Below are 25,910 nucleotides of genomic sequence, written 5' to 3'. Positions count from 1 at the left end.
AGTATACCATAAGGAGGATAAAATGGCAAAAAGAAGAAAACTACCAAATGGGACTGGTAGCATAGAGAGAGTAAAAAAGACACCCCAAGGCAAAACACGACTAAACCAATACAGGGCAAGATTGCCAGCTAAAAAGGGTCGTAAGGATATAGGATTTTATAAAACCTATAATGAGGCTATGGAGGCCTTGCTAAACTATCAAGAGCCAGCCCCAGAAGTGACCTTTAAGGCACTATATAATAAATACAAAAATACAAATGAGTTTAAAAAGCTATCAGATAAAACTCAAAGAAGATATGAAGTAGCTTTTGATAAGTATAAAGATATCCACGATGAAAATATACACGATATTAAATTTTCACAGTTACAAGAAGTTATAGATAATATGGAAAATAATGGATATCAAGTGCAAGGTAAAAATGGATCATACAAACAAAAATACTATAGTAAATCATCTATAGAAAGATTAAAGCATCTAGTAAGTAAGATATATAAAACAGCTATAAAAGAAAACCTACTTACCTATAACTTAGCTACAAATCTAGAAGTAGGTGGGTTAAAGATACAAAGAAAGAAACAAATATTTACTAATAAAGAAATAAGCTCACTATTTAACTCTCTAAGCACAAATTACTATGCAAGGCATATATTAATACTAATCTTTACAGGAATGCGTACAGGAGAGTATTTAGGACTAAAGAAAGACAATGTAAACCTAAAAGATAATACTATAATAAACTTTGGAGAAAAGACAGAAGCTGGTAGGGATAGAAAAATGTTTATACACCCAAAAATAAAACCAATCCTAGCAGAGTTAATGCTACACTCTCAAACAGGATATATAGTAGAGTATAAGCAACCTAACAGAAAAATAATCAATCCTAGTATAAATACATTTAATAAAAGAATGTACTACCCTGCCCTAGAAAAAGCAGGAGTAGAAAAGAAAATACCTTATACTTGCAGATATACCTTTGCTACCATAGCACATAATAGCGGGGTAACTGATAAAGCTTTACAAAAATTAATGGGTCATACAAACTTTAATATAACCGCTAACTCATACATCCAAGATTTAGATGAGTACATCTATAGTGAGTTACAAAAAATCCAATAAAAGGAGTTTTAAAATGCTAGTTACCCACATATTACCCACAATAAAAAAAGCAAACGCTGATATTTCAACGCTTGCTTTAAATCTTTGGTGCGGGATAAAGGAGTTGAACCTTCACGAGAAATTCTCACTAGATCCTAAGTCTAGCGCGTCTGCCAATTCCGCCAATCCCGCATGGGGTGAGTAGTGAGATTCGAACTCACGGCCTCCTGGGCCACAACCAGGTGTCTTAACCAACTGGACCATACCCACCAGGTCACTACCCTATCTAGTATACACTATATAAAATATATGTCAAGTTTTTTTAAAATAATTTTTACATTAACTTAATATACATTTAATATAAGATGCCCAATGGCCTCATGCATTCTCAACTGCAAGATCTATTATAATACTATTCGCCTACCTTTGTCAAGATTTTTTTTTACTTTTATTAAAATGTTTTTTTTTATTTTACTAGTAAAATATTTATGAGGTGAACTATGAAAAATAAAAAAACAATTTTAAAAATTTTTGCTATAGTAATAGCAATAGCAATGGTAGCTCCTATTATATATAATGCATATATATCTATTGCTGGTCTATGATTGTTAAAAAAATTAATTATTCAGATAGTTTTAATTTAGTAATATTAACTATTGAGGGGGAAAATTTTTTTATATCTTATGACCTTTATAATGAATTAAACATACAAATAGATGATGAAATCAGCTTTGATACTTACAAAATAATTTTAGCAGATGATCAATTTAATAGGGCAAAAAATTTTGCCTTATCAAAAATATTATATGCCCAAAAAACTAGTTTTGAGATTGAGAAGTTACTAAAATCTAATGACTTTAATAACAGTACTATAGAAAAAACTATAGCATTTCTAAAAGATTACGGATTAATTGATGATGAATCCTATGTAAAATCATATATATCTGATAAACATAGTATATCTAGGTGGTCAAAAAATAAAATTAGATACTCTCTAAAATCAAAAAAGATAGCAGATTATCTAATTGAAGCTTATTTAGATGATATTACTTATGAAGAAGAATATGAAAAAGCTTATAATTTTGCTAATAAAAAAGCCCAAGGAGATTTTTCTTTAGAAAATAAGCAAAAAGTTTATAGATACCTTGCCTCCAAGGGATTTGAATTTGATATAATCAATAAAGTTTTAGGAGATATGTTTTAATGACTTATGGTTACGTATATATTTTAAGATGTAAAGATAACTCTCTTTATACTGGCTGGTGCAAAGACCTTGATAAGCGAATAGACTTACATAATAGTGGAAAAGGTGCAAAATATACTAGATCTCATCGTCCATGTAAACTCGTGTATTTCGAAGAAATATCGGATAAATCAGAAGCATTAAAAAGAGAAATTGCTATAAAAAATTTATCAAAGCAAAAAAAAGAGGACTTAGTCAAAAGCTTTAAGCTTTGCTAAGTCCTAATTTTTATTTTCTGAATCCAGATCTTAATCTTTCAAAGAATCCTATTTTAGCAACTTCTACTTCATTTTCATTTTTTAGATTTTCAATAATTTCTTTAAAATATCCGCCTTCTTTTACTGTTCCAAGAAATTTTGAGCTTTTACTATCAATTTGATCCTTATATTTTCTAACATCATAATCATCAGAAACTCTATTTATAAAAAATGCATCACTATCGCTCACATAAGATAGGTCATTTTCACCTACTATGTCAATTACATATTTATCCGATAATAGATTTTTATCTATCCCATTTATAATTACATAGTCATAGGAAACATCTGATAAAAGTTTTTTTATATCTTCACTTTTTATTTCATATTTATCTTCAAGTAAAGGACTAATTATAAAATCCAAATTATCATATTGATTGATAACAACCATTGAAAGAGGAGCAAGTTCTGTAAAATAATCAGCTATATCATAGGTAATCATTCCATCTTTTTTAAAATAATCTTCTATATTAGATGCAGCCTTCCTTTTTCCTTGAATTAGTAAGACTTTATTGGAATTTTTTAAGTTTTCAGCAAGATTAACTGAAAAGTCAATCTTCCCTATTCCATCTGGTCCATTTATAACATATATTTGCATATTCACCTCTAATTACTAGTTGTATCTTTTGTCTTATTTTGTGATTGATTATCATTTCTTATAGGGTCATCATCATCTAGATTTAACTCGTCTGGATTAATGTTTGGTTCATCGCCATTTGTAACAGAATCTCCTAATTCAGTTATATCTGCATCAAGTTTTGTATCACCTGAATTTGATATAAATACATCTAAGTCAAAGTATTTAGATACTAAGTCTCGCATAATAGGAGAAGCATTATAGGATGTATCTCCTTGAGTTAATACTATACTAATCGCAATCTCTGGATCATCATAAGGAGCAAATCCTACCATCCAAGCATAAGAATCATAATCTGTCCCATCTGGATTTTTACCTTCTACTTCTGCAGTACCTGTCTTAATTCCTATATCTACTGGCATTTGATTTAAAATTTTATTATTTTGAGATACTAAAAGTGTACCGTATTTAATATCTTCTAGATATTTTTTATCTTTTAAATCTATTCTAGTTCTTTGTGGAACATTATTAAATAAAACATCCCCTGAATCATGATTGGTTATCTTATCTACTAGTGTTAATTTATTTAAGTATCCTCCATTTGTAAGACCTGCTATAGCTCTATTCATTTGTATCGGTGTATAAGAGTTTTGACCTTGACCTATTACAATATTAAGCATATCTGTAATATCCCATTCAGCTTGGTTTAAATATGTGAATTTTATAGTATCTGCAAGTCCTGCTCTATCTTCTCCTAAAGATTGTTCTGCATTATATCCTTTTTCATCTAAGAAATCTATAATTTTACTACGAGTCCACTTGCTAGGACTAGATGTCATATTTACAATTTCTAGAACATCATTTTCAAATTCACTTTTTGATTTTTTTACGCCATCTTTTAAGTAAACTGGTAACCTATCTTCAAGATAGTTTTGTAGCATAGTTTTAGTTATTTCTACTTTCTTGCCTATTGATGGGATATTGCCAGTTGTTTCTTTCGGTATATTTACTTCAATACCAGTTGGCTGATCAAGTCCTAATTTTTCTGCTGCTACTCTTATGTCATTTAATTCTAATTTTGTCCCAATGGACTTACCATCATGTGGATTTTCTCCTAGAGCTAATACATAGAAATAATAGTTATTTGAATCTCTAATTGCTCCGTATAAGTTTTCCTCACCTTGGGTAATACCATACTCTGTCCAAGCTAAGTTATTAAAGGTTTGATCTCCTACTTCTACATATCCATAATCTGTAATAACTGCTTGAGGATCAAGACCATTTTCTAGAGCAGCTAGAGATGTTACAAGCTTAAATGTTGACCCTGGCATAACCGCAGTTTGTGTTGCAATATTTAGCATAGGTCTTGGCACCAAAGGACCACTATCTTCCTCTACTTGTAAACTTTCCCAATCTGATTGTGATATACCTGTTGAGAAAAGATTTGGATCATATTCCGGATAAGACGCCATAGCTAGAACTTCACCAGTTTTTACATTTGAAACTACTACTGCTCCACTATTTGCATGGGGAGCTTGACGTAATGGCATAAATGAACCATACTCTGATTTATACATTTCTCCTTTTCTCAAGGATTCCAATACTCCCTCTAAAGACTTTTCAGCTTGTCTTTGTAAATCTAAATCAACTGAAAGATATAAATCGTCTCCTGGTTCTGATGGAGTTTGCGATATAGTTTGACGTCTATTTCCTGAGGAATCTACTGTTACTAGACTCTTTCCATTTTTACCTTTTAAGTTATCTTGATAAGATTCTTCTATACCTGTTTTACCAATGATTTCATCTCTTAGATAATCCCTTTGATTCACATACTTATCTACTTCTTCAGTAGTAGCTATAGGTCCCATATATCCTAAAATATGACTTGCAAGATATCTATTAGGATAGGATCTTATAGGTATAGTATCAACTTGTATACCAGAAGTAGAGTCAATATTTTCTTCTATCTTTAAAACAGTAGATTCATCAATATTATAGACTAGATTAATTGGCCTATATCCAAAGTTACCTTGTCTCATTACTTGATTATCTATAGTTAAAATTCCAACTACTTCTGGGTCACTATAATCCTCTAAACCATTAATTTTTTTTAGATATTCTAAAATAGCTTTTGCATCATCTTCATTTTCTAATACCTCCACAACCTTATCTCTAGGGTTAACTTTATCCTTATTAGCATAATAAGTATAAAAATTATTTTTTTCTATATTGAAAGTATAATCCCATTTTTCAGGATCTTCTTCAGATATATCTATAGATGGATATATATTATTTTTAGTATTTGCATTTTGAGCAAGATACTTAACATCTTCTGATAAGATAAGTGGTTTTAATAGATCATTTTCATCTGCTATCCTTGCAAGCTCATCAACTGGAGAACCTGCTTGAGCATTTTTAAAGTTTATCTTAACAGTATAAAGATTTTTATCATCTTCATTTTCTGTTATAACTTCTGTTTCAAAATTAGCATATATACCTTTATTTTCTAATTGTTGTATTAGAGTATCTGCTGGAATAACGTATTTGCCATCTTCATTTACAGTAGCTTGAGTTAATACATCAGCAACTGTAGAACTTTTAACTATCTCATAAAAATCATTAGCTGGTGTACTTTTTAGTGTTACTCCTGGATAAGCTTTCGATAATTTAGCTTTTTTTTCTATTAAATCTTCATCTGCTTTAACTACATATGGTTTTAGAGTAATATTTCCCAGCAAATCATTATTTTCAAGGATATTATAGGCAAGTAGTCTAGCATTTGAATTTTGTAATATAGATAATAATACAGACCTATCATTTCCAACAGAATTAATTACTACATCTACTGGATTGTCTTCTTTTGTGTAACCAATAGCACGTAATTTATTTTCTGAGTGATCTTTAAATTTTACATTTAAAACTCCATCTTTTTGACTTACGTGAGCAGGTATATCAATACCACGTTTTTTTAATGCAAGAAGTGCAGTGCTCATAGTCTCGTACTTAACATTGTCATCTTTATAAACAGATGTTAAAAACTCATTTACAAGTCCATTGTCAATCAGAGTCGAAACTACAACTTCACTTGGCATTTGTCCTAAAATAAAATAATCTTCATCTCTTTTGTAAGTGAACGAATTTAGTTTAATAGCAAAATCATCAGTATAATTAACACCATCCGCTTCTAATATTGTTACTAACTTATCTAGATTTTTAATTTTCTTTTCATCTTTTTGATCTAATAGCTGATCTTTATAAATTTGTACAGCAAAAGATGGAACACTTGTTGCGAGTATTTTACCATTTCTATCATAGATATTTCCTCTACTTGCAATCTCATCTACTTCTTTAACTTTTCTATTATCTGATAAATCCCTATAATAATCGCCCTGACTTATCATTACAGAAAATAATCTGCCAACAATTATTAGCATTAGTACTATTACAAGTATCTCAATGAATATTAGTCTTCTTTCTTTTTGTTTTCTCACCTAACAATCACCCCTTATATACTATAGGTTGGTATATACATAATTTTTTTTACAATCGCCTTGTAAAGTAAATATATTAGTGCATTTAAAATTGCCTCTATAAGCAGAGGTATAGGTAAATAGTTAGCAAAACTTGTTTGTTGTCTAATTAAATAATATAAAGCAGAAAGGATTAGAAAGTTTAAAATTGTCATTAAAAATGTAAGTACAATTCCACTAGTTTTATCCTTTGAGAATTTAAATCTTTCATTTGCTACTATTGAGCCAATTAAAAAATAAGATAAGGCTCTGACTCCTATTAAATTAGTAAACAAAAAATCTTCAATAAGTCCTACAATTAATCCACCATAAGATCCTATCTTTTTACCGAGTACTTGACTTAGTACAACTGTGGCAGGAATTAATAAATTGATATTAGCACCAAAAATATCAATTTTTGAAAAAATCGTAGTTTGGAGAATAAAACTAATAAATAATACTAAAAAAGTTTTGAATTTATTCATTAACAATCTCCTCCTTATTTTCTAAATTTTCTTTCTCATCTATAGAATAATCAGTATTTCCTTTTAAAATTAAAACCCTATATATATGTGAAAAATCCACTGGTGAATCTACTGTTATATTTTTCCTAAGCGAGTCTTGGCTCATTGAAACATTACTTATAGTTCCAATGTAGATTCCATAAGGATAAACTCCACCAAGTCCACTTGTCATCAATACATCTGAGTTTTTGGCTTCACTTTCTACATCTAACATATAACCTTGTATCGTTCTTGATGTAAATTTATCAATCACTCCATAATCTCCACTTCTTGTATTTATAAATGAGACATCATTGGCCTGATTATTTATAGTTTCCACTCTTGATGTTGTATCAAATACTTCTGTTACCTTTCCTACTAATCCTGTATAGTACTTACTATCACCTACAGCTTGTAAGATTATATCATTTACCGCAACTCCATCTTTCTTACCCTTATCGATAGTAAATGAACTAGTTAATGAGTTAATATCTGTATTTACAACACTTGCTTTCATATATTTATTTTGTGTATCGTTAATTGCCTCTGCTTCATTTTTTAAAAACTCTTCTTTATTAATTACAGATGCTAGTCTTGCATTTTCCATAACTAATGATCTATTTTCCGCTTCTAATCTTTCAACTTCACTACGTGTTTCTTTAGACCCAACAGTTCTTTCTATTTGTTCCATTACTTCAGAAGATACTGAATATGTGAACTTTTCAACTGGTCTTAGTATTGAATTTGCAAGATTAGATCCTGTATCTGATACAACATTTGTCTGTGAAGATATAATTATTGTAATAATCAGGATTAGAATTGTTATTATAAATGATTTGTTTGATTTTTTTCTTCTTATATATGCCATTTTTACCTACTTACGATACTTATAAAACCTATCTGGATCTTCTAAAATCTTACCTGCTCCCAGTATTGCATCAGTAGCTGGATCTTCTGACATAAATGAAGATAATCCTAACTTATTTTCTATGTATTCGCGAAGCCCACTAGCTTTAGAAAATGCTCCTGTTAAAGCAAATCCATCTCTTTTTATATCAGCAGTTAGCTCTGGTGGCACTTTTTCTAAAACTTCATAAATCATAGAAACTACATCATCTGCAAAAGGCAATATACAGTCTACCAAATCTTTACTAGATACATTTACTGTTTTTGGAGCAGCAGTTAATAAATCTCTTCCATCAACATCAATTGCTTTTTCTGCATCTTTAACTTTTAAACTTAGTAGATCAACCTTTATATTTTCAGCCGTATTTTTACCTATATCAAGTTTTTTGTTTTCCCTTATTAGGTCTATTATTGCTTCATCTATGTAGTCTCCACCTTTGTTTAATGTTTTACTTGTAACAATTCCATTAAGTGAAATTACAGCTACCTCTGTAGTACCTGCCCCTAAATTTATTAATAACAATCCCTTAGGATCTTCTGGAGTAAGCCCCATTCCAAAAGCGGCAGCTAAAGACTCATCTACAAGTATGATATCCCTACTTCCAGCATGAAGTGCAGCATCTATTATTGCTCTTGATTCTATATCGGTTATTCCACTAGGTACACAGATTACTACTTTGGGTTGAAGAAATGCCATACCTGGATTTACTTCATTATAAAAGTGGCTTAGTAAAGCCTCAGTTAAATTAAAATCAGTTATAACCCCATTTACAATTGGTTTTACTACGTGAATATTACTCGGAGTCTTCCCTATCATTTCTTTAGCTTCATTACCTATTGCCAAAACTTTTGTATTATTCTCATCTAAAACTATGAGTGAAGGTTCATTTAAAATAATACCTTCATTTTTTTTATAAACTAAAATATTGCTAGTACCTAGATCTATGGCAAAATCTGTAGCAACCATTCTTAAACTCATCTATTTTGCTCCTAAATTAAATCTTCTTTTTTAAAGCTATAATAATCATTATCACCAATTATTATATGATCTAAAACTTTTATATCTAAAATATTTCCTGCATCTACTAAATTTCTTGTTGTCAAAAAGTCATGTTTAGAAGGATTCACATCTCCACTAGGATGGTTATGAACAAAGATTATACTTTTAGCCGATTTTTTAATAGCTGCCTTAAATGCTTCTCTAGGGTGTACTAAAGATGCATCAAGTGTTCCTTTACTTATTACTTCTTTAGATATTATAACATTTTTAGTATCTAAAAGGATAGCATAAAAGTATTCGTTCTTTTTATTAGCCAGTTCATTTTTCAAATAATTATAAATATCTTCACTTTTTTCTATTTTTATAATTTCTCTTTCCATAACTTTTTGAGCGATTCTTTTTCCTAGCCTTAAAGATGCCACAATAGAACAGGCTTTTGCATTCTTTATTCCATTAATATGTGTTAGCTCAGCCACTTCAATATCTGCAAGATCTTCGTAAGAGAAAGTATCTAATATTTCTTTTGATAATTCTATGACGTTTTTTTCTTTATTACCCGTAGCAATAATTATTGCAAGTAATTCCTCATCTGTAAGAAGATCTGCCCCATATTTTATTAATTTTTCTCTAGGTCTATCATCTTGATCCAAATCTTTAATTGTTTTTTTCATTTGAATTAACTCCAAATTTTATTTTATCCATATGTTTTGTTATATAGTTAACACTTAGACCTACAAAAAAACTAGTAAATACACCCATAATTACTAAAGCCGGAAAGTAGATATACATTTTTATATTTCCCATCACAATTGATGCAACAAAAATTTGTCCAAAGTTATGAAAAAAAGCTCCGATTTCACTTATACCTATAAAGCTAAAAAATTTATTACAATATTTTAAAGCAAATCCCATAGAAATACTTGCAAGTATTGCACCAGCAAATGAATAGAAAAATGCTGTTACAGAACCTGTAATAAGCATAAGTAAAAAAGATTTTAATATTCCTACTAAAAAAGCCACCTTAAATCCATATATATATAAGGCTAATAATAAAATCATATTAGAGAATCCAAGCTTAGCTCCTGGTATCGGAACAGGAACTGGTATAGAGTATTCTATAATTGAAATAGCTAAAGCCATTGCTGTAAGCAAAGCTATATTTGTTACTGTTTTTGTATCTTTCATTATTATCTAACAACCTTATCTATATCATTATTTGTGTCACTATTAGGATCTATTATTTCAAGAAAAACTTGATTTGGTAAGCAAATTATTGTTTCACCCATTTCTTTTATAGGATGCATATGAACACAAATCTGATCTCTACAATTTGCTTCTTTCATATATACTTTACCATCCTTTATTATAATCTTATTATATTTGTTGTTATCCTGTAAAACTATTTCACGATCTTCATCTAAGGGTAATTCATATAGAAGCTTAGAATTTTTCTCAACCCTTAGTAGCTTACTTGTGTTGTTGCTAATTTTTTCTATATTCTTATTTGATATAGTAAATGCCATTAAAATACTTATTACAAGCAAGGAAATGGATATTATAATATCACCCTTTTTGATTTTCATAAAATACCTCTTTAATATGATTAATAAAATGCCTCATTATATGAGTTTACATTTATTAGTTTTTAATGTCAATTAAGCATAAAATAAGTATTTTTTTGTAAAAAAATAAACCGGATAACCGGTTTATCTTATTTTTATTAATTAAATACTTCTATACAAGAATTTGGACACTTATCTGCAGCTTGTTGTAATAATTCAGGATCTAAGTCGTTATTAATAACTTCTTCTGATAAATTTTTCTTCATCTCAAATCCTTCCGGATAAGTTTTTGCACAAAGTGTACATGCTATGCAAGCTTTATCACATTTTTTACGTGCATCCTTACCTTTTTCTTGATTTGAACATAATACTACTGCTTTTTGTGAGTATGGTACTAGGCTTATAATATCTTTTGGACAAGCTGCAACACATTTTCCACATGCAACACATTTATTACGATCAACTTTAGCAACTCCATTATGTACATGTATAGCATCAAATGGGCATGTATTTTCACATGTTCCACAACCTAAGCATCCATAATTACATTCTTTTTTCCCTCCAAATAAAGCAATTTGAGCTCTACAATCCGTTAATCCTGAATATTCAAACATATCTTTGGCGGAATCACAGTCACCATTACATTTTACAACTGCAACTTGTCTATTATCATTTGCCACAGCTTCAACTCCCATAGCTTTAGCTACGTTTGCAGTTGTTGATGGACCACCTATTACACAGGCATCCACAGGTGCTTCACCTTTAGCTATGGCTGCTGCACATCCATCACAACCTGGATATCCACATGCACCACAGTTTGCACCTGGAAGAGCATTTCTTACTTCTTCTTCTGTAACTGAAGTTTCAACTTTGAATTTTGAACTAATTAGTCCAAGGAGCGTAGCAAATAAAAATCCTAGAACACCAAGAACTACAACTGGTAATAATATTTCATTCATAAATGACTCCTATAATCCTGCAAAGCCCATAAATGCTATTGACATAAGACCAAGAGTAATTAGACTCATTGGCGCACCTTTAAAGGCTTCTGGAGTATCACTTCCTGCAATTCTTTCTCTTAGGTAAGCTAGTATCATCATTGCTAGCATAAATCCAACTGATGAAGAAAGAGCGTATACAATTGTTTCAAGCAAATTGTAAGAGTTTGTAATTGTTTTTATAGCTACACCAAGTACTACACAGTTTGTAGTAATAAGTGGTAAAAATACACCTAAGGCTCCATATAAGCTTGGCATATTTTTTTTCATAACTGTTTCAACTGCTTGTACTAATGATGCAATTACTAAGATAAATACAACTGTTTGTAAATATTCTATATGTAATGGCTCAAGTAAGTAGTATTGAATAAACCAGGTTACTATTGATGATAAAGTAATTACAAATATAACTGCGAAACTCATACCACGAGCTGTATCAACTTTGCTTGTTACACCTAAAGTAGGGCAAATTCCCAAGAATTGTCCTAAAACATAGTTGGATACAAATATTGATCCAATAATTATTGCTAATAAGTCTGACATATTCCCTCCCTATTTAGTTGTTCTTGCTTTTTTATTATTATGAGCTGCATAAGCTGCAAATAATATTCCTAAGACTATAAATGATGAAGCTGGTTGTTGTAAAAATCCAATTGTATAATCTGCTGGGATTATTGTTTTACCAAATACTGTTCCTGCTCCTAATAATTCTCTTACAAAAGCTAAAACAGAAATAGCTATAGTATAGCCAAGTCCTTGTCCAAGTCCATCAATAATTGAAGCTAAAGGACCATTTTTTGAAGCAAACCCTTCTGCACGAGCAAGTATTACACAGTTTACTACTATAAGAGGGATAAATATACCAAGTGATTTATACAATGATGGTACATAAGCTCTTAAGAATAATTGAACTATAGTTACAAAACCTGCGATAATTACGATAAAAGCTGGAATTCTGATTTCATCTTTAATGAAGTTTCTAAGTAGGGAAACTACTAAGTTACTCATCACTAATACAAATATAACTGATAATCCCATACCAATAGCATTTTGCATAGATGATGAAACCCCTAGGACTGAACACATTCCTACTAATTGTACAAAGACTGGATTATTTTTAAATATACCATCGGAAAATACCTTACCTAGGCTTACTTTCTGTTTTCTTTTACTATCTACCTTTGTATTTTCGTCTACAAGAGGTCTGTCTAATTGTTGTTCCATAATAACTCCTAATTTAGATTAGCTAGTACTTCTCTAGCATCATTTATACCATTTACAATAGTTTGAGTTGAATATGTTGCTCCAGAAATACCTACTATTTCATTTTCGCCACCAGCTTCTGAATAGCCAACTTCATTATCCATATTTACTCCAACCATTCCCTCTTTAAAGAAATCTTGTTCCATTTCAGCACCAAATCCTGGTGACTCTGAGTGATTTAATGGAGCAAATCCAACAATGTTATGGTCTTTGTCAACACCTATTAGGTATTCAATATCTCCACCATATCCACCTGGAGAATTGATTTGGAATACATACCCTTCTCCATCACTTGTAATTGCTTTATAAACATTTTCTATTGTATCTGGTTTTTTGACATCTATTTCTTCATAAGAATCTGCAGGATAAACTACAGATAAAGATTCTTTTAATTCTTTTGCTTGATTTTCTGCAACTACTGGAGCTGTTAGACTATTTGTAAAAGCAAGTGCTAAAGCTACTACTGCTGTAATGGCAAATAATCTTAAACCTAATTTAAAATTATTCATTTTCCACTCCTTTTTGTTTGCTATAATCTACACCAAATACTTTTGGTCTAGTATATTTTTCTATAATTGGTACAACTAGATTTGCAAGTAAGATAGAATAACTTACACCTTCTGGATATCCACCAAAAGATCTAATAATCGCTGTTAGTAAACCTGCAAGTACTGCATATATTATTTGTCCTTTTGGTGTAACTGGGCTTGTTGTATAATCTGTTAGCATAAAGAAAGCTCCAAGTAATAAACCACCAGAAAGTATATATCCTAATATATTATCAAATCCTTGGAATAAACCACCCAGTACAGTAGCTGTTAATATGTATATTAAAGGCATTTTAATATTAATAACTTTTCTAATTAATAGATAGATAAATCCAATTAATAATGCCAAAGCTGAAACTTCACCTAAAGATCCAGGAATATTACCTAAGAATAAATCCATTATTTTATAACTTGCTGGATCAGATAATGGTGTAGCACTAGATACAGCTGATACATCACCAACTGTACTTAATAAATCTACTCTTTGAGGTGATACAAATTCTGACATATTGCTTGACCAACTTGCTAATAAAAATGCACGTGCTGCAAGAGCAGGGTTTACAATATTTTGTCCCAAACCGCCAAAAGGCATTTTTACAACAGCTATAGCAAAAATCGCTCCAATAACTATTTGCCAAACCGGTAAAGTGCAAGGTACGTTATAGGCTAATAACAAACCAGTTACAACCGCTGATAAATCTCTTATTGTATTATCTCTTTTTGTTGCTTTATTAAATATTGTTTCAGTCAAAACACATGTCAAAACTGAAGCAAGCATTAAAATTAACGCTCTATAGCCAAAAAAGTAAACAGCTGCAATTCCTGCAGGAACTAAGGCTATTATTACATCAAGCATCTCCTTATGTACTGTACGTTTACTTCTAACATGAGGAGAGGATGTTACTAATAATTTTTGTGTATTTTCCATATTTACTTACCTGCCTGTCTAATTTGTCTCTTACCAAATCTAATAGCTTCAACTAAAGGTCTTTTTGATGGACAAATATATGAACATGATCCACATTCAATACAATCCATAATTCTATAATTTTCCGCTTTATCCAGTTTCTCATTTAAAGAAAACTTATGGATATAAAGTGGCATTAAGTTAACTGGGCATACGTCTACACAACGTGCACATCTAATGCATGGATTTATATCTTCTGGTTTAGCTTCTTCTTTAGTTTGAACTAAAATACAGTTTGTAGCTTTTTCTACTGGGTTATTTGCATTTGGTTGAGCAATACCCATCATTGGTCCACCGTTAATAAGTTTACCAATTTCTCCTTTTGTTCCACCAACTGCATCAATAGCGTATTCAAATGGTGTACCAATCTTAACTACAACATTTTTTGGAGTATTGATATTATGTCCTGTAACAGTCATTATTCTTTCTATAAGTGGTTTATCGTAATAAATTGCTTCGAAAACTGCATTTACAGTAGAAATATTAGAAACGATAACACCAGCATCCATAGGAAGACCACCTGATGGTACAGTTCTAGAAAGTGTAGCATCAATCAATCTTTTCTCATCACCTTGAGGATATTTTGTTGCAAGTTTTACTGCCTTTATGTTAGGTTTATTGCTAGCTTTTGATGGATTATTAGCTATGTATGAGTTTATTTTTTCAAACGCTTCAGGTTTATTATCTTCAATGGCGATAATCCCTTGGCTTGCTCCACTAGCTACCACTAATAATTCTAAACCTCTAACAATGTTTTCAGGCTTATGTTTCATCAAAAAGTCATCACATGTTACATATGGTTCACATTCTGCACCATTAACAAGCACTGTATCTACAGGTTTATTTGGTGAATACTTAATGTGTGTAGGGAATGCTGCTCCACCCATTCCTACTATTCCAGCCTCTTTGATTTTTTCTACTATCTCTTCTTTATGTAAATCAACATTTTCATTTAATATGTACTCTCTAGTTTGATCATATCCTTCAGTATCTATTACTACTGCTTGGGAATTTTTCCCTGATGCTGTTTGAATATCGATGATATCCTTTACAACTCCAGCTACAGAAGAGTGGATATTCGCTGAAAAATTACCAACAGCTTGGCCGATCAAATCTCCAATGTTAACTTCATCTTTCTTTTTTACAAGACATTTGCTTGGTGCACCTATATGTTGAGTAAGTGGAATGATAACTTCACTTGGCGTATCTAATACTAGTAAATCACTATTCTCAGATAGCTCTTTGAACTCATCGATGTGGACACCCTTTTTAAATGTCATAACATCTGCTGCCATATACATCTCCTTAATAATTATTCTCTGTTCTATTATAAATGAATTTTACACATTCATCAACTCAAACTACATTAAATAGTATTTGGTTGACAAATTTCATAAAATTATTATAACTTAATTGTTCTAAATTTGTTAAAGTATTATTATCTGGTAAGCTATCTTTATAAAAAGTTTTATAAACATCATAAGTTGCTTCTACCTTAGTAACATATTGTCTAGTTTCATCAAAAGGAATCTTTGAAATATCTGGATTGTTCTTATCTATAATTCCTTGTTTTATCCATTTATCAACATTTCCAACACCACCATTATAAGCGGCAAGAGCTAATTTTCTATTATTGTAGTAATTATATAAGTAATTATAGTAACCTACTCCTAAATTTAAATTATAATCAATATCATTAAGTTTTTCTGGATAATAATCTATTCCAACAACCTCTGCAGAATGTCTAGCTGTTTCATCTAATAGTTGCATCAGACCTTGGGCTCCTTGATGACTTTTTGCATCATTGTCAAAATCAGATTCTACTTTTACAATGGATGCAGTTAAGATCGGATCTACATTATACTTTTCAGAATACTCTGTTATTTCATCTTGATAATCTATTTGAGTTCTTGAAGTTTGATAGGCAATTATACCATAAGTTGCTAGTATCAAGGTTATGATAGCAAGTATAATAAAGCCCAATACTTTTCCTATAATCTTTAAAACTTTCATAATAAGTCCTTATCTTCCAAAACTTGTTTTAACTGTTCCTTGAGTTCTTCAATTGATGAACTATTATCAAATACTACATCGCTGTTAGCTTTCATTCTTATTAAATCTTGTTGAGTTTGTATTTTAGCCTTTGCATAAACTAAATCTATATTATCTCTCTGCATCAATCTTTCAAGTTGGGTTTGATAATCAGCTACAACTAGCCATACCTGATCATTATCAAATCTTTCCTTTAATTGAAAATATAAAGGAATTTCGATAAATACAACTTTTTCTTTGGAATATTTTACCAAATAATCTATTCTATTCAATATATTTTTATGGGTTAGTTTATTTAGAATCTCTAGTTTTTCTTTGTCCGAAAATATAATTTTAGCTAACTTCTTCTTATCCAACTTATCTTCTATGAAAGCTTCATCAAACAAATTAGAGTCTTTAATAGCTTGATAATTTGCCTCACCTTTTTCTAAAAGTTCTCTATTTATATCATCTGATGATAAAACTTTATAACCTAATTCTTTTAAAAGTTTTGATAAAGTTGACTTGCCTGAAGCGATAGTTCCAGTAATTACTATTTTACTTGGATTCATACATGCTATCTCCTGTATCAATTTCTACCAATAATGGAACTTTCAATTTTGCAGCAGATTCCATAGATTCTTTTAAAATTTCCATAGCCGTATCCTTATCTTCATGTGAAGCTTCCAAGATGATCTCATCGTGAATTTGAAGAATGATTTTTGCATCAATTCCTGCTTTTTTTAAATTTGCATCTACATTTATCATGGCAATTTTAATAATATCTGCTGCTGTTCCTTGAATAGGGGTATTAAGAGCAACCCTTTCTCCAAAACTTCTAACATTGAAATTTTTAGAGCTAATTTCTGGAACATATCTACGTCTATTAAATAAAGTATCAACATAGCCTTGTTCTTTTGCAGTCTCTTTAACACCATCCATATATTCTTTAATTTTTGGATAGCCTGCAAAAAAGCTTTCTATATACTCTTTTGCAAGAGGTCTTGGTATATCAAGATTTTGAGAAAGTCCATAATCACTTATTCCATAAATAATCCCAAAATTTACAGCTTTAGCATTATACCTTTGAACTTTACTTACTTTTTCAATTGGTGTATTAAAAACTTTTGAGGCAGTTTTTGTATGAATATCCACTCCATTGACAAAAGCATCTATCATGTTTTTATCTTCAGAAAGTGAAGCTAAAATTCTAAGCTCTATTTGTGAATAATCCGCATCTATTAAAATCTTACCTGGACTAGCCTTGAAGGCTTTTCTGATCTTTCTTCCTTCTTCTGTTCTAATTGGTATATTTTGTAGGTTTGGTTCAGTAGATGATAATCTTCCTGTAGTAGCTATATTTTGTCTAAAGGTTGATCTAATTCTTCCATCATTATCTATGGAACTTTCCAATCCCTCTATATATGTTGAGCGCAATTTATACATCTCGCGATATTTTTCAATTTTTGGTATTATTTGATGTTCATCTCTTAGTTTTTCTAAAACTTTCGCATTCGTTGAAAACCCTGTTTTAGTCTTTTTTATAACTGGTAAAGAGAGATCTTTAAATAATACTTCTCCTAATTGTTTTGGAGAATTTATATTAAATTCGCTACCAGCAAGATCATAAATATCTCTAGTAAGTCCATCCAAAACTTTATCGATTTCAGCTTTTAAATCTTCTAAAACTTCTTTATCTGTGACAAAACCGGTGATTTCCATCTTTGCAAGAACTTTTGATAGTTTGATCTCTATATCTTTATACAGATCATACATACTATAAGTATTTAACTCTTCAATTAGTTTATCTTTAGATTTTTCTATAGTATAAAGATAAGAAGCAAAATATGAATTCATTTCTTCTTTATTTACTTCAGAATATTTTTTAGTCTTTGCCCCTTTTCCTATTAAATCCACTTCATTTATAACTTCATAATCAGAATAAACTTGACTTAAAGTCTTAATATCATAAGAAGATCTTGACGGATCAATCAAATAGTGCATGAGCATTAAATCATCATAATCTAAGTTTAAGTCTATAGAGAGCTTAGCTAATAATACTGCATCTTCTTTTATATCAAATGAATTTTTTACTATAGTTGGATCTTCAAAAACTTCCTTAAATGAATTAATAAATTTTTCATCTGGAGATATTATGTAAGTATCTGTTTTATGAGTTTTTATTGCTATTTTATAAATACTTGAATGAATATAATTCTCACCATCAAAAATAGACTTAAAGCTAAATTCCTTATTTCTCTTTATAATTTCTAAAAGTTTGTCATAATCATCAGTTTCTTTATAAGGAAATTCTCTATCTTTATTAGCTTGATCTGTTTTTCCTTCGATTTTTTCTAAAAATTTATTAAAATTATATTTAGAAAATTTCTCTTTAAGAGCTGGATAATCAGGCTCGCTAAGAATTAAATCGTCAAGATCTATATCTACAGGAGCATTTTTTACTATAGTTCCAATTTTTTTGCTCATGTAAGCGATAGATTCACTATCAATGAGAGTTTGCTTAGTCTTCTTACCAGTTACTTCATCAATATGTTCATATAGCCCTTCTATAGAGCCATATTTTTGAATAAAATCTCTAGCCTTTTTAGGACCTATACCATCTACACCTGGAATGTTATCTGACTTGTCTCCTTCAAGGCCTTTCACATCTATAAGTTGCTTTGGTGTTAAGCCATATTCATACTTTATTTTATCAATGGTATATTCTGTCATATCAGATATACCTTTTTTAGTAAGATATACAGTTATATGTTCATCAACTAATTGTAAATAATCACGATCCCCTGTAATTATTACAACTTCATAACCTTCTTCTTGACCCATTTGTGCATAGGTACCAACTATGTCATCAGCTTCAAAACCATCTAAATCTGTATATGAAACTTTCATAGAATCGAGTATATCTTTTAAAATTCCAAACTGATAGCCTAGTTCTGAGGGCATCTTATCACGAGTAGCCTTATAATCTTTAAATTCTTCATGACGAAAAGTTTTGGAAGATCTATCAAAGGCAACCAAAACTGAATCAGGATTATATTTATCAAAGGCGTTTTGATACATGGTCAAAAATCCATAGACTCCATTAGTCATAACCCCATCATTATTAGTAAGGTTAGGTAAAGCAAAAAACGCTCTAAATATTAAGCTTGATCCATCTATTAACATAAGTGTTTTACTCATTTGTAACTCCTTACTTATAGTATAACGTATCTAAATCATATTTAAAAGTTTTTACTAGAAAGGGACTGTTGCAGAATGAATAAATCATCCTAAAATCATTAGAAGAATCTCTACGGAAATTTTGCCTCGACAAGCCGACAAGCTATGTAAAAAATTTCCTAAAAGAACCTTATAATGATGAGACGATAATTATTCATAGTTTTGCAACAGCCCCTTAGTAAATATGTATTAAATTTTCTAAGTTTTTAAAGACATGTCTGTGATTTAATAACAAAATTCATTCTAACTTAGCCAGACAAGTCATCTAACTTTAATTTCATACCTTTTGAATATAACTATTCAAGGATCTTGTAAATACTTTTTGGTGCTGGTGGTGGGACTTGAACCCACACGCCCTAATGGACAACAGAGTTTGAGTCTGTCTCGTCTGCCAATTCCAACACACCAGCTTAATAGTTACTAGATGATTATAGCATAATTTATTCTCTTTGTAAATTAAATTTATCAAAAATTTGATTAATATATCCTTTAAAATATGCTCTCATTGAAAAGGTACCTATCAATATACCAACTACTGCTCCAACGATTACATCTGATGGAAAATGAACAAATAAGTATAAGCGACTAAATGCTATCAATATTGCTAATATAGCTATAAATATTTTAAGCATCTTGCCTCTAGCCATAAAAGCTAATATAGTTGCAAAGGTGAATGCATACGAAGCATGTCCAGATGGGAAAGAACCATCTGATAAAGCTGGAACTAGGAGTTTTATATTGTTAACATAATTATAGGGTCTAACTCTCCCTACTATATTTTTTAATAAAATATTCACTAAAAGTAGATTTAAAATAAAAGCAATAATCATTACCTTGCCCATTTTTTTATATTCTTTAGTAGATAAACAAAATAAAATAAAAGCTATCCAAAATATTGATCCATTACCCAAGGCACTTATACTCACAAAAAATGAGTCTAGAGTAGGATTTGATATATATTGGATTGCCTTTAATATATTAAGTTCAAAACTTATCCACGTTGTCATTACTCACCTTCCATTGAATGAAGTATTTTATTAGTATCATCATAAGCTTGTTGAATCCTATTTCTTTGATTTTCATCTACCTTATCATAGTACTTACCGCCTTCTAAGAAATCTTCACACCTATACGTACTAACACTTCTTCCATATTCATTATAAGTCATACCAACCCAAAGAGGATATTCATCTATTTGGTCAATACTTGTAGAATCATCAGATAAATTTTTAGATAATTTAAACTCATAAGCTACTGATTGTTCTGTTCTAATATCATTTACAGTTTCAAGATTTTGTATGCTTATAAAGTTACCACAAGCATAGGCAATAAATCCTTTATTTCCATTTTCTGATTCATATAATTCATAGGGTTCTACTACGTGTGGGTGATTACCAATAACTAAATCTGCTCCCCAGTCAATCATCTTATGACCTAGGTCTATTTGACTTTGATCAACATCTGACCTTAGTTCTATGCCCCAATGTGGATAAACTACTACAAAATCCGCTCCATGCTCTTTCGCATCTCTTATATCCTTTTTAATTAAATCTTCATGTATATAGTTTACTTGATCAACTTCATCTCTTACTACAAATAAATCTTCAATGCCATTACATCCGTAGGTATATGATAAGAAAGCTATATTTATATCACCGACTTTTTTTATAATATATCTTTCATTTCCGCTTTTTCTTGTCCCAACATGGTCAAGTCCTGCTTCTTCTATAGCATCTATAGTTGTTCCTATCCCTTCCATTTCAGAGTCTAAGGAGTGATTATTGGCAGTAGTTACTATATCAAAACCAGCATCAGCAATAGCCTTTAAATATTCTGTAGGTGCATTAAACCTTGGGTGACCTGCATAAGCTTTATTTGGATCTGTAGTTGTCTCATAATTAGCAATTGCTATATCTGCATCACTTATAAAATCTGATATATACTTAAAGGAATCTTTAAAATCATACGATCCATTCCCTTTGTTATAGGCATACTCAATTTGACCCATATTTGCCATTATATCTCCAACTGCCTTTAGAGTTATGGTTTCTATTCTATCTTCTCTACTTATAGTTTCTTCACTTGTTTCATCTTTTCTAGGATCCTTATCTTCACTTACTTGCTTATTAGAAGTTTTCTGTTCTGTTTTATTTAAATTCCCTTTTCTTAGCATATTATCTAATGAATCTGCAGTTCTTATAGGCTCCTTAACTCCTTCTTGTTTTTCATTTCCACACGCACTAAAAATAAAAATAAATATTAATATCAGTAATATCTTCCTAAAATCTTTCATCAAAACTCTCCTATCTTTTGCACGCACATATATATTTTAACCCATATTGTAAATAAAATATACATAATTTATTAGAATGATTGGTATAATTAATAAATAGAAGGAGAAATAAATGACATTTAACGAATTTTTAGATCCAGAATATCATATAATGAACAGTGAAGTTGTAGAATTAAGAATACCCTACAAAGATGTATATATAAATGAATTAGGTAGTGTTCATGGAGCTATAATCATGGCTATAGGGGACTTAGCCACTGGGTTAGTAGCAATTGACAAAAAATATTTGGCTCCAACTCAAAGCTCCTATACAAATTTCCTAAAACCTATAATTAAAACGGAGTATATTTACGCAAGAGCAGAACTTGTAAAAAGAGGTAAAAGAACAGTAACAGTTGATTGTAAAATATGGTCCGACGATACAGATCTTGCAGCTATCAATAGAACTGAATGTACAGTAATTAGTAATGAATTAGATATACAAAAGTCAAAAATGATGGAAAATTTAATAAATGAAAATTATAAGAAATATTAAAAATTGGGCTGATTAAGCAGCCCTTTCTTATCCCAAAATTTTATAAGCATCTTTTTTACCTTTACTATATGTTATCATAAATAATGCTACACCCAAAAATAAAAGTAAAATACTATACAAATATTTAGCTGTTTTATTAGCCATATAATTTGCATTATTAGTAACTAGAAAATATATAAACGGAATTAGTATCATAAGCAATATCCCAATAACCAAATCTTTTCTAAAAATTTTATTATAAGACTTTCTTTGTAAATCTATGTATTCAAAAGCTGCCACAGTATACTTTCCATCGACATTTTCTTGAATCTTTCCCATCCTTATTTTACCAGTAACAATTAAAATTACTCCAACTGCAAGAATTATAAGAGAAGGTAATATTTTATTAGTTATATTCTCATTTTTTATAAAAAAATAAGGAATTATAGCAACTATGATTATAAAAATTCCAAGAGCAAATAAAAGAGCATTAATATTATATCTGCTTACTAACTTCTTTACAGATTCTGTATCTTTAAATTCAGATTTATTTATTTCATTCATGTCAATCTCCTTAAAGAGATTATACCCATTATACTATATTAATTTGCACAGATTTCATAGCTTCTAAGGCTAATCTATGATTAGCATCGCTTGTCCCCTTGCACATTGAACTTATAACATTAATAGGTGTATTTGGCAAAGCATTCCTCACTAAAATTGCATTTGAAATTACACAAATATCAGTACATATACCTACAAAACTTATCTTTTCAATTTTTTCTCTTTCATCTAAATTTTTTAGATAACTAACTAAATCATAAGATCCAAAAGTGTTCTTATCAAAAATTTTATAGCCTTTTGTATCAATTCTTATTTGCCAACCGTAAGTGTCCTTTATACAATGGGTTACTGGTAAATTTTTACCTTCTAATGTATTTAGATAATCTTCATTATGGGTATCCCTTGTAAATATTACTTCACCATCAAAATCTTCAATTAAGTTTTCTATAGGCTCTATTATCTGATCATTACCAGTATTTCCCAATGTTCCATCTATAAAATCATTTTGCAAATCTATTATTACCAAAACTTCCATAATTTCTCCTTTTCTTTATTATAACAAATGTATATACAGTGAGCAACCATTATTCTAACTACTTGTAAAGCCATTCATTGCAAAAAACATAATATCTATTAAGATAACTTATAATCGAACAGTTGTAAAAATAGCTTATTCATTTTATATATTTTTATCACACCAATTAGACTCTCTTTTAAAAATATAATCTAGAAATTCATTAAAAATAATGGAGACATAGTTATAAATCTCCAAAATAGTGAATCAATATATTTTAATTACATAACTGGATTAATATATCCAATATCCATAGCCTTATTATAGGCTTCTACAATATTTTTAGCTCCTAATTTATCATATATATTAGCTATGTGATTGTATAATGTTCTTTCACTTATAAAAGTTTTTTAGCTATATTTTTTTATTATCCCCCCCTTATTAGTTCATTAAGTACTTCAAGCTCACGCTTTGTTAGTAGATCAGTATTTACCTTATATATGTTTTTATACCTACCTTCATAAACATCTTTAATTCTTTTAAACAAGTCTTCTATTTCTATAGATTTATTTATAAAGTCTTTTGCTCCTAATTTTAAAGCAGTGTTTCTGTAGTTGTCTAGGTCACAGGAGGTCAAAATAATTATTTTTTGATTTTGATACTTATTTAAAATTTTTTCAATTAATTCAAGGCCAGTTATCTTATGCTTTAAATTTATATCAATTAAAAGAATATCGTATTTTTCCACTTTTAATCTTCTGAAAAGCTTATCTATACTAGATATGTAATCGCATAATTCTATATCATCTTGTTCTTTTAACAATTGTTTTAAAGATTGGCCAAATATTTTATGATCATCCAATAAAAGAATTTTCATTATAATCTACCTCCAAAACTACCCTAGTAGAAAGTACATTATCGTTTAATTTGTACTCTATATTTCCTGAATTAGAATCAATTAAAAGATTTAGTAACAAAACACCTCTCCTAGACTCTTTAATGTTTTTAAAATCCTCTATGTTAGCTCCATCACTATTTATCTCTATTATTACAGAGTCTCCTTCTTTAAACAACATATATATTAAATAAGTTGCATCTGAATGTTTATAAACATTGTTTACTAATTCTTTTGTTATCACTGAAATCAATTTCATACTTCTATTATTTTTTTCATTTAACAGTTGTTTATCTATAATCTGTTCAGTTTTAATATCCTTATTAGGATATAAAGATGATAAATTTTCAAATATTGCTGATATCGAAGTATTAATATTAGATTTTTCAAATAGATTAGATTGATAGAATTTCATTATATTTCTCGATTTTTTTTCAAGATCTCTTAAAATATTTTTGGCATAAACTATATCAGGATCTTTTAAGGATAAATAATACAATTTATAAGTTTTTTCATAGGTGTTTTCTTTTTCTTTAAGGAATATAACAAAGCAGCTTTCTAATAAAAGAAATATTAAATTATAAAATATATTTACCATGAAAGGATCTATGTCAAATAAAGGAATCTCTTACAATCATTTTATTTCTAGGATAAAAAATCATAATTATATAATGAAGTGGATATTCGGTATAATTGCTACGGTTATTAGTGCAGTTATTGGAGCTATTATAATTTCAAAATTAGGTTTTTAGATATAAAATTAAATATACGCTTAACGCTTATAACTTTAATAGCAAGCACAGTAAGTGTACAGACACTTACGAAAAATTAATGGAGCAGATCTTACGGAATGCTCCATTTTTTTAATTTTTACCTTGTTAGGGAGAACCCTAAGACCCCGAAATATATTTTATAAAGGAGAATAAAATGGCAAATAGATTTAGAGATGAAAGAATAGAAATAAAACTAACTAAAGAAGAAAAGGAAGTTTTTGAAAAGAAAATGAAACTTGCAAATTGCAAAACAATGTCCCACTTTCTTAGAAAATGTGTATTAAAAAAAGAAATTTATGTAGTAGATTTAGAACCATTTAGAAACCTACAATGGCTGCTTTCAAATATAACAAATAATATAAACCAGATTGCAAAAGCTACTAATACAACTGGTGTTATTTACAAAAATGAAATTGAATCAATGAATAAGCAGATAGAAAACTTATCAAAAGAAATATGGCAGATCCATTCCCTTCTCCTTAATAAATCAAAAGAAAGTTCTTGTGATTAGTACGGCAATTACGAAAATACATAGTATTGATACAATATAGAATAATGAAAAAATGCAATAATATAAAGCTATACAGTAAAGCAATGTAAGGTAAAGAAAATAAAGTCAGTCCGAAGACTTCCAATATTTGTCTCACATTACATTTA

General features: G+C 29.7%; 29 protein-coding genes and 3 tRNA genes. 5 read left to right on the top strand and 27 right to left on the bottom strand.

Going from position 1 to position 25,910, the window contains the following annotated elements; all coding sequences use genetic code 11:
- Positions 1–22 precede the first annotated feature (22 nt).
- The gene (locus ABXG81_RS03235; protein ID WP_353529099.1) at positions 23–1,117 is read left to right on the top strand and encodes a tyrosine-type recombinase/integrase; all 1,095 of its coding nucleotides are present in this window, start codon (positions 23–25) and stop codon (positions 1,115–1,117) included.
- A gap of 85 nt (positions 1,118–1,202) precedes the next feature.
- Here the strand turns inward: ABXG81_RS03235 and ABXG81_RS03230 are convergent.
- Together ABXG81_RS03230 and ABXG81_RS03225 are read right to left on the bottom strand one after the other, a co-directional pair.
- Positions 1,203–1,288: transfer RNA gene (locus ABXG81_RS03230), tRNA-Leu, on the bottom strand.
- Between the two features lies 1 nt (position 1,289).
- Positions 1,290–1,366: transfer RNA gene (locus ABXG81_RS03225), tRNA-His, on the bottom strand.
- A 331-nt stretch (positions 1,367–1,697) separates the two neighbouring features.
- Between ABXG81_RS03225 and ABXG81_RS03220 the strand changes: the two genes are divergently transcribed.
- Together ABXG81_RS03220 and ABXG81_RS03215 are read left to right on the top strand one after the other, a co-directional pair.
- Positions 1,698–2,300 (top strand): regulatory protein RecX, encoded by a 603-nt coding sequence (locus ABXG81_RS03220; RefSeq protein WP_353529098.1) that lies wholly within the window; start codon positions 1,698–1,700, stop codon positions 2,298–2,300.
- Positions 2,300–2,557 (top strand): GIY-YIG nuclease family protein, encoded by a 258-nt coding sequence (locus ABXG81_RS03215; RefSeq protein WP_316116175.1) that lies wholly within the window; start codon positions 2,300–2,302, stop codon positions 2,555–2,557. Before ABXG81_RS03220 ends, ABXG81_RS03215 begins: the two co-directional genes overlap by 1 nt.
- A gap of 10 nt (positions 2,558–2,567) precedes the next feature.
- Here the strand turns inward: ABXG81_RS03215 and ABXG81_RS03210 are convergent, their stop codons facing one another.
- The 20 genes from ABXG81_RS03210 to ABXG81_RS03115 all read right to left on the bottom strand — a co-directional run bounded on the left by ABXG81_RS03210 (position 2,568) and on the right by ABXG81_RS03115 (position 21,993).
- Positions 2,568–3,194: a hypothetical protein gene (locus ABXG81_RS03210; RefSeq protein ID WP_353529097.1), complete on the bottom strand. Its 627-nt coding sequence runs from the start codon at positions 3,192–3,194 to the stop codon at positions 2,568–2,570.
- Positions 3,195–3,202: 8 nt separating this feature from the next.
- Positions 3,203–6,664, bottom strand: a complete 3,462-nt coding sequence (locus tag ABXG81_RS03205) for a penicillin-binding transpeptidase domain-containing protein (RefSeq protein WP_353529096.1) — start codon at positions 6,662–6,664, stop codon at positions 3,203–3,205.
- Positions 6,665–6,678: 14 nt separating this feature from the next.
- A complete protein-coding gene (gene mreD, locus ABXG81_RS03200; protein WP_117520797.1) occupies positions 6,679–7,167 on the bottom strand; it encodes a rod shape-determining protein MreD in 489 nt (162 codons plus the stop codon).
- Positions 7,160–8,053 carry a rod shape-determining protein MreC gene (gene mreC / locus ABXG81_RS03195; RefSeq protein ID WP_117520796.1) on the bottom strand — a complete coding sequence of 298 codons (894 nt, stop codon included), beginning with the start codon at positions 8,051–8,053 and terminating at the stop codon, positions 7,160–7,162. Before mreC ends, mreD begins: the two co-directional genes overlap by 8 nt.
- 6 nt (positions 8,054–8,059) lie before the next feature.
- On the bottom strand, positions 8,060–9,070 hold the full coding sequence (locus ABXG81_RS03190) for a rod shape-determining protein (RefSeq protein WP_117520794.1): 1,011 nt from the start codon (positions 9,068–9,070) through the stop codon (positions 8,060–8,062).
- An 11-nt stretch (positions 9,071–9,081) separates the two neighbouring features.
- Positions 9,082–9,762 carry a DNA repair protein RadC gene (gene radC, locus ABXG81_RS03185; protein ID WP_353529095.1) on the bottom strand — a complete coding sequence of 227 codons (681 nt, stop codon included), beginning with the start codon at positions 9,760–9,762 and terminating at the stop codon, positions 9,082–9,084.
- Positions 9,746–10,276 (bottom strand): Gx transporter family protein, encoded by a 531-nt coding sequence (locus tag ABXG81_RS03180; RefSeq protein ID WP_117520790.1) that lies wholly within the window; start codon positions 10,274–10,276, stop codon positions 9,746–9,748. The genes radC and ABXG81_RS03180 overlap by 17 nt, the downstream gene beginning before the upstream one ends.
- A 2-nt stretch (positions 10,277–10,278) precedes the next feature.
- Positions 10,279–10,674: a NusG domain II-containing protein gene (locus ABXG81_RS03175; RefSeq protein WP_117520787.1), complete on the bottom strand. Its 396-nt coding sequence runs from the start codon at positions 10,672–10,674 to the stop codon at positions 10,279–10,281.
- A 137-nt stretch (positions 10,675–10,811) separates the two neighbouring features.
- Complete coding sequence (locus ABXG81_RS03170) at positions 10,812–11,612, bottom strand: RnfABCDGE type electron transport complex subunit B (protein WP_117520785.1); 801 nt, start codon at positions 11,610–11,612, stop codon at positions 10,812–10,814.
- A 9-nt stretch (positions 11,613–11,621) separates the two neighbouring features.
- Positions 11,622–12,194, bottom strand: a complete 573-nt coding sequence (locus tag ABXG81_RS03165; protein WP_117520784.1) for an RnfABCDGE type electron transport complex subunit A — start codon at positions 12,192–12,194, stop codon at positions 11,622–11,624.
- A 9-nt stretch (positions 12,195–12,203) separates the two neighbouring features.
- Positions 12,204–12,875, bottom strand: a complete 672-nt coding sequence (locus tag ABXG81_RS03160; protein ID WP_117520782.1) for an electron transport complex subunit E — start codon at positions 12,873–12,875, stop codon at positions 12,204–12,206.
- An 8-nt stretch (positions 12,876–12,883) separates the two neighbouring features.
- Positions 12,884–13,423, bottom strand: coding sequence for an FMN-binding protein (locus tag ABXG81_RS03155; protein ID WP_117520780.1), 540 nt, complete (start codon positions 13,421–13,423; stop codon positions 12,884–12,886).
- A complete protein-coding gene (locus tag ABXG81_RS03150) occupies positions 13,416–14,390 on the bottom strand; it encodes an RnfABCDGE type electron transport complex subunit D (RefSeq protein ID WP_117520778.1) in 975 nt (324 codons plus the stop codon). Before ABXG81_RS03150 ends, ABXG81_RS03155 begins: the two co-directional genes overlap by 8 nt.
- 2 nt (positions 14,391–14,392) lie before the next feature.
- Positions 14,393–15,724: an electron transport complex subunit RsxC gene (gene rsxC / locus ABXG81_RS03145; RefSeq protein WP_353529094.1), complete on the bottom strand. Its 1,332-nt coding sequence runs from the start codon at positions 15,722–15,724 to the stop codon at positions 14,393–14,395.
- A gap of 61 nt (positions 15,725–15,785) precedes the next feature.
- Positions 15,786–16,442, bottom strand: a complete 657-nt coding sequence (locus tag ABXG81_RS03140) for a lytic transglycosylase domain-containing protein (protein ID WP_353529093.1) — start codon at positions 16,440–16,442, stop codon at positions 15,786–15,788.
- A complete protein-coding gene (coaE, locus tag ABXG81_RS03135) occupies positions 16,439–17,032 on the bottom strand; it encodes a dephospho-CoA kinase (protein WP_209813554.1) in 594 nt (197 codons plus the stop codon). The genes ABXG81_RS03140 and coaE overlap by 4 nt, the downstream gene beginning before the upstream one ends.
- Entirely contained in the window at positions 17,019–19,661 is a 2,643-nt protein-coding gene (gene polA, locus ABXG81_RS03130) for a DNA polymerase I (protein WP_353529092.1), read from the bottom strand. The genes coaE and polA overlap by 14 nt, the downstream gene beginning before the upstream one ends.
- Before the next feature lie 362 nt (positions 19,662–20,023).
- A tRNA-Leu gene (locus ABXG81_RS03125) sits at positions 20,024–20,110 on the bottom strand.
- Between the two features lie 30 nt (positions 20,111–20,140).
- Positions 20,141–20,707, bottom strand: a complete 567-nt coding sequence (locus ABXG81_RS03120) for a phosphatase PAP2 family protein (protein ID WP_353529091.1) — start codon at positions 20,705–20,707, stop codon at positions 20,141–20,143.
- Entirely contained in the window at positions 20,707–21,993 is a 1,287-nt protein-coding gene (locus ABXG81_RS03115) for a CapA family protein (protein ID WP_353529090.1), read from the bottom strand. Before ABXG81_RS03115 ends, ABXG81_RS03120 begins: the two co-directional genes overlap by 1 nt.
- Positions 21,994–22,105: 112 nt before the next feature.
- Between ABXG81_RS03115 and ABXG81_RS03110 the strand changes: the two genes are divergently transcribed.
- The gene (locus ABXG81_RS03110) at positions 22,106–22,528 is read left to right on the top strand and encodes a PaaI family thioesterase (protein WP_209813549.1); all 423 of its coding nucleotides are present in this window, start codon (positions 22,106–22,108) and stop codon (positions 22,526–22,528) included.
- A 27-nt stretch (positions 22,529–22,555) separates the two neighbouring features.
- Here the strand turns inward: ABXG81_RS03110 and ABXG81_RS03105 are convergent, their stop codons facing one another.
- The 5 genes from ABXG81_RS03105 to ABXG81_RS03085 all read right to left on the bottom strand — a co-directional run bounded on the left by ABXG81_RS03105 (position 22,556) and on the right by ABXG81_RS03085 (position 25,078).
- Positions 22,556–23,071 carry a hypothetical protein gene (locus ABXG81_RS03105; RefSeq protein WP_209813546.1) on the bottom strand — a complete coding sequence of 172 codons (516 nt, stop codon included), beginning with the start codon at positions 23,069–23,071 and terminating at the stop codon, positions 22,556–22,558.
- 28 nt (positions 23,072–23,099) lie between these two features.
- Entirely contained in the window at positions 23,100–23,606 is a 507-nt protein-coding gene (locus ABXG81_RS03100; RefSeq protein WP_117520760.1) for an isochorismatase family cysteine hydrolase, read from the bottom strand.
- A 260-nt stretch (positions 23,607–23,866) separates the two neighbouring features.
- Positions 23,867–23,950 carry a hypothetical protein gene (locus ABXG81_RS03095; RefSeq protein ID WP_316235683.1) on the bottom strand — a complete coding sequence of 28 codons (84 nt, stop codon included), beginning with the start codon at positions 23,948–23,950 and terminating at the stop codon, positions 23,867–23,869.
- Between the two features lie 62 nt (positions 23,951–24,012).
- Complete coding sequence (locus ABXG81_RS03090; protein ID WP_245325661.1) at positions 24,013–24,462, bottom strand: response regulator transcription factor; 450 nt, start codon at positions 24,460–24,462, stop codon at positions 24,013–24,015.
- Positions 24,440–25,078 (bottom strand): hypothetical protein, encoded by a 639-nt coding sequence (locus ABXG81_RS03085; protein WP_316122324.1) that lies wholly within the window; start codon positions 25,076–25,078, stop codon positions 24,440–24,442. The genes ABXG81_RS03090 and ABXG81_RS03085 overlap by 23 nt, the downstream gene beginning before the upstream one ends.
- A gap of 329 nt (positions 25,079–25,407) precedes the next feature.
- Between ABXG81_RS03085 and mobC the strand changes: the two genes are divergently transcribed.
- Entirely contained in the window at positions 25,408–25,764 is a 357-nt protein-coding gene (gene mobC, locus ABXG81_RS03080; RefSeq protein ID WP_209814596.1) for a plasmid mobilization relaxosome protein MobC, read from the top strand.
- The last annotated feature ends 146 nt before the right edge of the window (positions 25,765–25,910 follow it).

This window comes from Anaerococcus nagyae (genome assembly GCF_040364225.1).
Classification (GTDB): Bacteria; Bacillota; Clostridia; order Tissierellales; family Peptoniphilaceae; genus Anaerococcus; species Anaerococcus nagyae.
The sequence above is the reverse complement of the archived record's forward strand: the minus strand, read 5'-3'. Positions and strand labels throughout refer to the sequence as shown.